The sequence below is a fragment of the Roseovarius sp. MBR-78 genome, from assembly GCF_040547535.1.
In the GTDB taxonomy this organism is placed as follows: Bacteria; Pseudomonadota; Alphaproteobacteria; order Rhodobacterales; family Rhodobacteraceae; genus Roseovarius.
Genome location: NZ_JBEPPX010000047.1, coordinates 1 through 10,591 on the forward strand (window position 1 = coordinate 1; position 10,591 = coordinate 10,591).

A 10,591-nucleotide genomic window follows, 5' to 3' on the forward strand; every position below is an offset into this window, starting at 1 on the left:
ATCAGGCAGCGGCGTGATGGTAATCTTCGTCATGTGGCATATCCCTTTCTCTCCAGAGAATTGACGGCGCGTGAACACCGCCATGATATGCCGCCTCTCAGGGGCCATCACCAACTTTCAGCTATATCTCAGGGCAATGGCGGGGTGCGGATGCGTGGGACGAACGAGACGAGCGGGAAGTAATTCAGCCCGGCCTCGATGGCATCAGTCTGGTCGAGGCGCAGTTTCACGCTGTTTTGGGGCGCCAGGTCCGGCGCACAAGTTCGTCGATGCGATTGATCTTGTGATCAGGCAGGTGCTGGAAGACCCATGCGAGTCACGCTTCGGGGTCGATGTTGTTTTGAATCGGCCCGGTTTTACCCGAGACCTTTTGCTTCATTTCACGCGACCATATCGAGCATGTCGCGCTGTGCATAGAAGTTCTGTTCAGCCTCGGCTGGCGGGATGTTTCCGATGGGGCCGTGCAGGCCATAAGTTCACGGATGCGTTGCGCCGTCCGGGGCAGGAATGGTGCGGCCTTAGGTCTTGGCCCGCTGCGTGATACATGCATGAGCACTTGCTCGTTCCAGGCAAGGGCAGCACCCCGAGCATCTACCATTTCCAGATAGAGATGAAGGCGCCGTGAATCCGCCTGAAGGATATGCAGGCGTATCTCCAGGCTATCGCCTTCGTGGCATTCCCTCTGGTAGCCGATACGCATCTCAAGCGTATAAAGCGTCGCACCGGTTTGTGCGCGATAGGCCGCGTCAAGACCCAGCACATCCATAAAGGCTGTAACGGTCTGCGAGAAGGCGATGGCATAGGCGAAATCTCCCATATGGCCGTTGTAATCCACCCAGCCGCTTTGCACGTTGCCGCGCCAGATGAACGCGCTCATGGCTGCTGCTTTCTGAACCGGTTGTGCAACTCACCGACAACGCCACGCCGGAACAACAGAACGCAGATCATAAATGTCGCTCCAAGGATGATAGTTACGGGAAAACCGGAGGTTGCAAAAACATTCTGTAAACCAACCAGAACCCCGGCCCCCACGATTGGCCCGGCCATCGTGCCGATCCCGCCCAGCAGCACCATCAAGATGACCTCACCTGACATCTGCCACGACACGTCTGCCAGCGTGGCGAATTGAAAGACCAGCGCCTTCAACCCGCCGGCAAGCCCCGCGAAGCTTGCCGACATGACGAAAGCGCCAAGCTTGTATCTCTGGACCGAATAACCGAGCGAGATTGCGCGAGGCTCGTTGTCGCGGATTGCCTGCAGGATCATCCCAAAGGGGGAATGTACGATGCGCCAGATGGCGAACAGGCTCGTAAGGAATATCGCCAGAAGAAAGAAATACATGGTCATCATGTCACCTAGATTGATCAGCCCGAACAGATGCCCTCGGCTGAAACCCTGAATTCCGTCTTCGCCATGCGTGAAGGGCGCCTGAAGTGAGAAGAAGTAGACCATCTGTGCCATGGCAAGCGTGATCATGGCAAAGTAGATCCCCTGACGCCGGATCGCCAGAATGCCGATCCCCAGCCCAAGCAGCGCCGCCACAAGAACCCCCGCCAACAACGCCAGTTCAGGCGTCAGTTGCCACACTTTCAACGCATGCGCGGTTATGTAGGCCGCGCCACCAAAGAAGGCTGCATGACCGAATGACAAGAGGCCTGTATAGCCCAGCAGCAGATTAAATGCGGCCGCAAAGAGCGCAAAACACAGGAACTTCATAAGAAAGATCGGATAAACCCAGAACGGCAGCACAACCAGCGCTGCTACAAAGATCAGTATCAGAAGCCCCTGTGCGCCAAGTCGGCGCCCCGCAGGTGAAGAAGATTTGGTTGCCTGCATATCAGGTATCCTTTCCGAACAGCCCGGCCGGGCGCAGCAGCAACACAACCGCCATGATCACGAAGACCACCATGTTTGATGCTTCGGGATAGAAGACTTTGCTCAGCCCTTCGATGATGCCCAGCAAATAACCCGTTGCAATTGCCCCCAGGATCGAACCCATCCCGCCGATCACGACGACCGCGAAGATCGTGATGATCAGATTCGATCCCATCATCGGGTTGACCTGATAGATCGGCGCGGTCAACACGCCGGCTAGGCCGGCAAGGGCGCAGCCAAAGGCATAGGTCAACATCAGCAACAGTGGCACGTTGACCCCGAATGCCTGCACGAGCGAAGCGTTTTCGGTCGCGGCGCGCAGATACGAACCCATTTTTGTCTTCTCGATAAGCAGCCAGGTTCCAAGACAGATCACCAGAGATGCAACCACCACCCAGCCGCGATAGTAGGGCAGGATCATGAAGCCGAGGTTCATTACCCCCTCGAAGGCTGCCGGTGTAGCATAGGGCTGGCCCGAAGATCCGTAGAAATGACGGAATGTTCCTTCAAGCAACAAAGCCAAGCCAAAAGTGAACAAAAGCCCGTAGAGATGGTCAAGTTCATAAAGGCGCCGAAGCATCGACCGCTCGATCACGGCACCCACAACACCCACGATGACAGGTACCAGTATCAGCGCCCACCAGTAGCCAATGCCGACGTAATGCAACAGCATCCATGCAACGAAGGCACCAAGCATATAGAAGGCACCATGCGCGAAGTTGACTACACGAAGCAAACCGAAGATCACCGCCAGCCCCAAAGACAGCAGCGCATAGATAGAGCCGTTGATCAAGCCGATCAGCAATTGCCCCATCAGCACCACAATGGGCACCCCGAATATCGTTGCCATCTCTTAAACTCCCAAAGCCTGGTTCAGCGTTTCTCGCCGTTCAGGAAGTGCATGCGCAGGAAAACTGTCGATAATCACGCCATGGTCCATGACATAGAAATAATCAGAGATCCGGGCCGCGAAGCGAAAATTCTGCTCGACGATCAGCACGCTCAGACCATGCGATCGAAGCACCTTCAGTGTTTCAGCGATCCGTGCGACGATGACCGGTGCCAAGCCTTCGGTCGGCTCATCCAGCAGAATCAGCCGGACACCGGTGCGCAATATGCGCGCAATCGCCAGCATCTGTTGTTCCCCGCCCGACAGCTTGGTGCCCGGACTATGCCGACGCTCAGCGAGGTTTGGAAAAAGCGTGTAGATCTGCTCAAGCGACATGCCACCTTTGGCAACCACAGGCGGTAGCATCAGGTTTTCGTCCACGCTCAGTTCGGCGAAGATTCCGCGCTCTTCGGGCACATAACCGATCCCGGCATGCGCTATACGATGCAGGGGCAACCGCATGATTGACCGTTGGTCAAACTCGATAGCGCCGCGGCGCTTGCGCACCAGCCCCATCACTGCACGCAAGGTGGTCGATTTGCCAACACCATTACGTCCCAGAAGCGTAACGGTCTCGCCCTGAAACACATCCAGATCAACGCCGAACAAAGCCTGACTGTCTCCATACCAGGCTTCAAGTCCTCGCACGCTCAGCTGTGCCGGACCGCGGCTGTCGCGGGCTGTGGCACTCTCAGTCATCGTCTTCGGCTCCCATATAGGCCTCACGCACGCGCGGATCGTTGCTGACTTGCACATAATCGCCACGCGCAAGGATCTGTCCGCGTTGCAATACAGTGATATCCTGGCCGATATCGGCCACCACCTTGATGTTGTGCTCGACCATGAGCACGGCGCAGTCTTTCGCCACGGTGGCGATCAGACCCGCCATCGCCTCGACATCCTCCTGCCCCATCCCCGCAAGTGGTTCATCAAGCAAAAGAACCCGAGGTTCCAAAGCAAGCGTAGTGGCAATTTCAAGCGCCCGCTTGCGTCCATAAGACAGATCAGCAGCGCGCCGGTCAGCCATTGGGGCCAACCCAACCTGGTCAAGCAGATCAAGCGCCCGTGGCCGAAGACGATTCAGGCTGGCAAGAGGGCGCCAGAACTGAGTTGAAAGTCCCTTTGTGCGCTGCAAGGCGATGCAGACATTTTCCAGCAGCGACATATCCCCAAAAATGGCCGATATCTGGAATGATCGCGCAATTCCCAACCGCGCCACCCGCGCCGGGTCAAGGCGTGTGATATCCGTGTCATCGAACAGGATCTGCCCGCCCGATGGCTGATGAAACTTGGTCAACAGGTTGAAAACTGTGCTCTTGCCGGCGCCGTTGGGTCCGATCAAGGCATGAACTCGGCCATGATGGATGTCTATATCGACATCCTGAACAGCCTGGAAGTTCCCGAACTTCTTGCTCAGTCCCCGTGCCGAAAGAACGGCACGGGGCATGTGCTGCGCAGTTTGCGCTGGCGCGGCAGAGATGGCCATGACCGGGATCAGTTTCCGACCAGCGGGCAGGCGCTTTGGTCAATCGGCAAGAATGCCTCATCGCCCGGAATCGTGCGAAGCACTTCATAATAATCCCACGGCCCGGTCGATTCTTCGGGCGTTTTGACACGCACCAGATACATGTCGTGAGCGACGCGGCCATCTTCGCGCAAATAGGCGTTACGGTTGAAGAAGTCATCAATGTCCATGCCGCGCATGGTTTCCATTACTCTTGAACCGCTTTCCACTTGACCGGATTCTTGGGCTGCGCGCAGGAAGTTCAGCACCGACGAATAGACCCCGGCATGCACCATCGTCGGCTTCCGCCCGTCCATCTGTTCGGCGAAACGCGCCGACCATTCGCGGGTCTGGTCGTCCATATCCCAGTAGAACGCCGTCGTAAGCGTCAGGTTCTGAGCGATATCAAGCCCCACGCCATGCACGTCAGTCAGAAACAGCAGCATGCCGGCAATCGCCATCCCGCCTTGGGTAACTCCGAATTCGTCAGCTTGCTTGAGCGCGGTCATCGTGTCGCCCGAGGAGTTGGCCAAGGCGATCACATTCGCACCGGAAGCCTGGGCCTGCAACAAATAGGAAGAGAAATCAGTGGTTTCGCGCGGATGTGACACCCGCCCGACGACGCTGCCACCGGCTTCGGTAACGGCTTTGGTAGTGTCGTTTTCCAGTGCATGGCCAAAGTTGTAATCAACAGTGATAAAATACCACGCGTCAAAGCCTTCTTGCGTCATCGCGCGGCCGGTACCGTTGGCAAGTGCGTAAGTGTCCCAGGTCCATTGAGCCGTGGAGGGCGAGCAAGCCTCGGCTGTCAACGCCGAAGATCCTGCTGTCGAGATGAGGAAGGCAGTATCGCTCTGCCGGGTGATTTCCTGAACCGCCATCGCTACCGATGAGGTGGGAACATCGACAACTGCCACGACGTTACTGGAATCCACCCAGCGGCGCGCCAACGTAGAGCCCACATCCGGGCTGTTCTGATGATCGCCGACCACCACTTCAATCGGCTGGCCAAGAAGCTCTCCACCGAAATCTGCAACAGCCATCTGCGCCGCAACAACAGATCCCTGACCAGAAAGGTCGTAATTCATCCCTGACATGTCGGTCAGAACACCTATCCGATAGGGTTCTGCCTGCGCGCCCGCAGCACCCAGTAGCAGTGTCGAGGCCAGCAAAGCCAGTTTCATCGGCATTGATATCTTTTTCACGATCATTCTCTCCTCCTGTTTGGCATCTTGGGGATACCTCCCTTCCTCCGCGCGATTCTAAACTTCCGCGCTGAGAACTTCTCTGTTCACGATTTGCTCTCGCTGATCAGGCGAGCCAGCATGAACTGATCTGCCTCCCCCCCCTCCGCCCAGTTGCGGCGGATCTGCGCGTCAAGGGCCGCCTTGGTCATGCGCAGGCTCAGCGGGGGGATCTTGGACAGATTGTGTGCCCATTCCGTAGCTTCTGACACACTCTCTCCCGTCGCCGCCACGCGTTCACACAGCCCCATCGACAGAGCCTCCAGCGCATTGATGCGTGGATCGTCAAAAAGAATCCTCTTGGCCTGAACACTGCCAATCCTTTCCGCAAGCAAAGGCAGCCCCCCCCATCCCAGCGTCATACCCAGCTGGACTTCGGGGAAGCGCAGATAGCTGCTCTCCGCCATCACCCGGAAATCGGCACAGAGCGCCAGAATTGCGCCGCCGCCAATGGCCGGGCCCTCAACAGCAGCGATGACGATCTGAGGCATGCGTCTCCAGGCCTCGCTCATCCGCCCGCCGGCGCTCATTGAAAGGTGTCGCGCAACATCGAGGCCGCTATTCTGCCACAACCCCTCGTCCCGCAGATCGACGCCTGCCGCGAAAACGTCGTCCGCGCCGGTCAGGACGACAACATCGATGTCAGGGTTGCGCGCCAGAGCACGGGCCTCAGCTTCCAGCGCATCAATCATTCTCGAATCAAGCGCATTCGCCTTCCCGCTGCGGTCAAACCGCACCGTAGCGACCCGCGCCTTTATGGATGTAGAGACAGTGTCCATTTTCTCGATTCGCTGGCAGGGGGCGTTTCTTGATTGCAGAAACACATACTACCGAGTATGTTGCACATTGACGCAAGTGCTGGCAATAGTAATTTTCCATGCGTCACCTATCGTGCGTCGGGTCCGTCACCCTCAGGAGAAGCAGTAATGCCCCACCCACAAAGTCTTGTTCGAAAGCTTGACCTTGCCCTCGACCGCGAAAAAGCTGTGCTGCGCTATCTTCTGGATGCACATGCCCAATCCCGGCCCGAGGAACCGTTTGTCCAGTTCTGGCCCGGAGATAGCTGGAGCTATGAACAAACCCGGACCCGCGTTCGCTTGCGCGCCACGGCTCTTATCCGTGCGGGTGTCAAACGAGGAGACCATGTTCTGTGCTTGATGGACAACGGGCCGGACCTGCTGTTCAGCTGGTTCGCGATCAATTACTTGGGCGCAGTCTATGTTCCTATTAATACCGGCGCACGCGGGTCGGTTCTTGCTCATATGCTGCGCGATGCGGATGCGAAGGTGCTGATCGCAGATGCCGCAATGGCCCCACTTCTGGCAGAGGTTGACCGAGGCACCGTCGAAAAGGTTCTCACCGTGCAGGGGAGCGTGGAGAAGATCCCCGGCTACGTAATCGAACCGCTCATTGACGCCGGCGAAGAAGATAGCGACGCGCTTTTACTTGCCAGCCCCATTGAGCCGTGGGACACGCAGGCAATCATGTATACCTCTGGCACGACCGGCAATGCCAAAGGTGTGGTGAGCAGCTATACCCAGCTTTATACAATGGGACCCGATGCTTTCGACGGTGTCAGGGCCGATGATCGCTGCCTGATCTGCGGGCCGATCTTTCATTGTGGGTCGACCCTCTTTGTCTATGCAATGCTGGCGCGCGGTTTGTCGATATCGATGATGCGCAGTTTCAGGACCAGCGATTTCTGGCCCGCCGTTCGCGAAACCGGTGCGACCTTCTGCTTGCTGCTCGGCGTGATGGCCAGCTTTCTGCTCAAGCAACCCCAGGCATCAGATGATCGCGATCATCCTCTGCGCCGAGTTTTCATTACGCCCTTCGGCGAAGACGGCCCCCTTTTTTCTGAACGCTTCGGGGTTGAGGCGTGGACCATCTACAACATGACCGAGATCGCCAGCCCTTTGCACGCCGGGCCCGGCATCACAACCAAGGGCATCACCGGCAAGCCGCGTCCGTGGTGTGAGCTGCGAATTGTTGATGCCAATGACATACCTGTGCCGGATGGTGAAGTGGGCGAGCTGGTGATCCGTTCACACCGCCCGTGGGCGCTGATGAAAGGCTATTACAACAACCCGCAGGCCACCGCGGAGTCTATGCGCAATGGTTGGTTTCACACAGGCGACAGCTTCCGCCGCGACACTGACGGCACCTTCTATTTCGTTGATCGTCTAAAAGACGTTATTCGCAGACGCGGTGAGAATATCTCGTCATTCGCTCTGGAATCAGAAGTGCTCAACCTGCCTGAGATACGCGAATGCGCTGCGGTCGCGGTTCCCAGCGAGTTTTCCGAAGACGAAGTGCTGATCGTTGTAAGCCCTACAGAGGGACATACGGTCGACCCACGCTCTGTTCTGCTTCGCCTGTCGGAGATCCTGCCCGCCTTCATGGTTCCGCGATACCTACGTGTTCTGCAAGAGCTGCCCAAGACAGCATCCGGCAAGGTTCAGAAGCATCATCTGAGAACTACGGGCGTTACCGACGACACCTTCGAGCGCGCGCCTTCATCGGCGCAGCGTGCCTGAATCCCGAGCAAGGAGAGACCCATGCAAGAAACGCTCAAGCCCTTTTTCTTCGACGGCCCGGCATCGCTACTGGTGGAATGGGGCGGTGCCGCCCGGCTTGGCGCATTGATGGCCGAGTGGTTCGCCCAGCGAAACCTGCTTGTCGTGACAGACCGATTCTTGCACGATACCGGCCTTCTGGAGCCCGCCAAAACCTCTCTGAAAGCCGAGGGTTTTACCGTCACGGTCTTTGATGCCGTGGTCGCCGACCCGCCCGAAGCGGTGCTGATGCTGGCGGTAGAGCAGGCGCGCACAGCGGGATGCGATATCGTGCTGGGGCTGGGGGGTGGCTCGTCAATGGATATCGCCAAGCTTGTTGCGGTGCTATTGCAAAACGATCAGCGGCTCTCGTCCATGTATGGGATCGGCAACATCAATGGCGTCCGGGTCCCGCTGGCGCAGGTGCCTACAACCGCTGGCACCGGCTCGGAAATGACGAATATCACCATCCTGACAACGGGTGAAAAAACCAAGATGGGCATCGTCGCACCCCAGCTTTATGCCGATCGGGTTCTACTGGATGGCGCGCTGACGCTTGGCTTGCCACCCGAGCAGACAGCCGCTACCGGCATTGACGCAATGGTCCACGCGATCGAGGCCTTTACCAGCCGCCACCACAAGAATCCACTGTCCGATCTCTTTGCGCGCGAGGCGTTGCGCCTGCTGGCCACGCATCTGGTCACCGCCTGCACCGATGGCGCGAACCGTCCAGCGCGTGAGGCAATGCTTCTGGGCGCGGCCCTGGCAGGCAAGGCATTCTCCAACAGCCCGGTGGCCGCAGTTCATGCGCTGGCCTATCCGCTGGGCGGACATTTCCACCTGCCCCATGGGCTGTCCAACGCGCTGATGCTGGGGCCGGTGTTGCGCTTCAACATGATGGCAGCGGCTCCGCTTTATGCTGAACTCGCCGATGTGGTTCTGGAACGAGGCGTCGGCGGTGAGGAGGCACGTGCGGCGGCATTCGTGGCGTTCATGGACGACCTGATGACCCGCAGCGGCGCGCCCCGACGGCTGCGCGATTGCGCGGTGCCCGAAGACAGCCTGCCTACACTGGCGCGCGACTCGATGCTGCAAAGCCGCCTTCTTGTCAACAACCCGGTCGAGGTGACCGAAGAAGACGCCCTAGCGCTCTACCGCGAAGCATTCTGATGGCATCGCCAGGTTACTTGGTCGATGCCCATCGACGTTGTTGTAGAACTCCGGCCACAGAGGATTCATGTCGTGAATCCATGTGGTTATACCAGCGGCGAGAGCAAGATATCATTCGCCCGCTACCGCAGGACGAACTGGGCCAGCTATACTGCTTCGTTGCGCAAGCGCGGCTCGCTGCTGATCTGGCTGGACAACGGCATGACCTGGCTCGCGCCGCTTGATGGAACCCCGGAACATCAACCGGAAAGGCCGCAGATAACACCGCCGTCCGTCGTGAAAACCCAGGCGTAATCACGCGCGCGCTTACCATGGCTCGCTCGCCCAAAACATGCTCCCAAATCCAATGACACAAGCGTCATGAATTATCCGGGCTCATTGGGCTACGCGAAACTTGACACTGCCATCGCGACATGTCCAAAACCAGCGTGGCCACCATGCCGTCATTTTGTCGGCATCGTCGTTCCAACCGCTCATATGCCTCACTGCAAACGCGATGTCCCCCCTACCGAGGCGCGTCACAATGACGAAGAAGAGAGAGGTGGTCCTGCTTTTTCGACCAGAGTGCAGCCCGGTTAAGGTGGATCAGGGTTTCACATCAGGCTGCCATTCTCGCGGGTTCGGTTTTGCTGGCTTGGACCTCGTCGGGGGTCAAGATGCCATGGGTCGAATGGGGCCTCTCGGCGTTGTAATAGGCCAGCCATTGGCCAATCCCCTCCCGTGCTTGTGACCCGGTTTCGAAGGCGCGCAGGTAAACGGATTCGTATTTCAGCGACCGCCACAGGCGCTCGATCATGCGGTTGTCGATCCAGCGGCCCTTGCCATCCATCGATATCTGCACCTTGGCCGCCTTCAGCTCGCAGGTCCAGTCGCCGCTGGTGAACTGCGATCCCTGATCGGTGTTGAAAATCTCCGGCGGGCCGCATTCGGCCAGCGCCTCTTTCAGGGCCGCGACACAGAAGTCCGCCTCGAGCGTATTCGACAGCCGCCAGGGTGAGATGGGACCGTGGTCCCGGTGGGGCCGCGTAAGCCCATCGAACACCTTGCGGCTGTGGCAATCCATGATGGCCACCGGATACAGGAACCCGCGCTCCATGCGGATATAGGTGATATCAGCGCACCAGACCTGGTCGGGCCGGGTAATCGCCAGCCCTTTCAGCAGGTAGGGATAGATCTTGTGCGCCGGGTGCTTCTTGCTGGTGTTGGGCTCCTGGTAGATCGGCAGTGAGGAGGGTTAGAAAACAGTCCGGGGGACTGTGTTCCCGACGAACGCGCATCAGACGCATCAAGCGGCGCACACGTCGTGCCAGAGGCACGCTTGCAGCGTGACGACGGTCGCACTTGTGCCCCTGCC

Annotated in this window: 9 protein-coding genes and 2 pseudogenes; 3 read left to right on the forward strand and 8 right to left on the reverse strand. The window is 58.3% G+C overall.

Annotated features, from left to right (window positions below; translation table 11 throughout):
• Window positions 1–502: 502 nt before the first annotated feature.
• From ABIE58_RS19380 to ABIE58_RS19410, 7 genes and pseudogenes are all read right to left on the reverse strand, one after another.
• A pseudogene (locus tag ABIE58_RS19380) lies at window positions 503–877 on the reverse strand (thioesterase family protein); the annotation flags it as partial.
• Window positions 874–1,836, reverse strand: coding sequence for a branched-chain amino acid ABC transporter permease (locus ABIE58_RS19385; protein ID WP_354546281.1), 963 nt, complete (start codon window positions 1,834–1,836; stop codon window positions 874–876). The gene ABIE58_RS19385 and the pseudogene ABIE58_RS19380, both read right to left, overlap by 4 nt.
• 1 nt (window position 1,837) lies before the next feature.
• Window positions 1,838–2,725 (reverse strand): branched-chain amino acid ABC transporter permease, encoded by an 888-nt coding sequence (locus ABIE58_RS19390; protein ID WP_354546282.1) that lies wholly within the window; start codon window positions 2,723–2,725, stop codon window positions 1,838–1,840.
• A gap of 3 nt (window positions 2,726–2,728) precedes the next feature.
• Complete coding sequence (locus tag ABIE58_RS19395) at window positions 2,729–3,463, reverse strand: ABC transporter ATP-binding protein (RefSeq protein ID WP_354546283.1); 735 nt, start codon at window positions 3,461–3,463, stop codon at window positions 2,729–2,731.
• Window positions 3,456–4,250 (reverse strand): ABC transporter ATP-binding protein, encoded by a 795-nt coding sequence (locus ABIE58_RS19400; protein WP_354546284.1) that lies wholly within the window; start codon window positions 4,248–4,250, stop codon window positions 3,456–3,458. The genes ABIE58_RS19395 and ABIE58_RS19400 overlap by 8 nt, the downstream gene beginning before the upstream one ends.
• Window positions 4,251–4,258: 8 nt before the next feature.
• On the reverse strand, window positions 4,259–5,479 hold the full coding sequence (locus ABIE58_RS19405; protein ID WP_354546285.1) for an ABC transporter substrate-binding protein: 1,221 nt from the start codon (window positions 5,477–5,479) through the stop codon (window positions 4,259–4,261).
• An 80-nt stretch (window positions 5,480–5,559) separates the two neighbouring features.
• Window positions 5,560–6,291, reverse strand: coding sequence for an enoyl-CoA hydratase/isomerase family protein (locus ABIE58_RS19410; RefSeq protein ID WP_354546286.1), 732 nt, complete (start codon window positions 6,289–6,291; stop codon window positions 5,560–5,562).
• Between the two features lie 147 nt (window positions 6,292–6,438).
• Between ABIE58_RS19410 and ABIE58_RS19415 the strand changes: the two genes are divergently transcribed.
• The 3 genes from ABIE58_RS19415 to ABIE58_RS20385 are packed head-to-tail and all read left to right on the forward strand — an operon-like array spanning window position 6,439 to window position 9,531.
• Entirely contained in the window at window positions 6,439–8,049 is a 1,611-nt protein-coding gene (locus ABIE58_RS19415; RefSeq protein WP_354546287.1) for an AMP-binding protein, read from the forward strand.
• A gap of 21 nt (window positions 8,050–8,070) precedes the next feature.
• The gene (locus ABIE58_RS19420) at window positions 8,071–9,237 is read left to right on the forward strand and encodes an iron-containing alcohol dehydrogenase (RefSeq protein ID WP_354546288.1); all 1,167 of its coding nucleotides are present in this window, start codon (window positions 8,071–8,073) and stop codon (window positions 9,235–9,237) included.
• A gap of 24 nt (window positions 9,238–9,261) precedes the next feature.
• Complete coding sequence (locus tag ABIE58_RS20385; protein ID WP_502950124.1) at window positions 9,262–9,531, forward strand: hypothetical protein; 270 nt, start codon at window positions 9,262–9,264, stop codon at window positions 9,529–9,531.
• A 304-nt stretch (window positions 9,532–9,835) separates the two neighbouring features.
• Here ABIE58_RS20385 and ABIE58_RS19430 read toward each other — a convergent pair.
• A pseudogene (locus tag ABIE58_RS19430) lies at window positions 9,836–10,456 on the reverse strand (IS3 family transposase); the annotation flags it as partial.
• Window positions 10,457–10,591 lie beyond the last annotated feature (135 nt).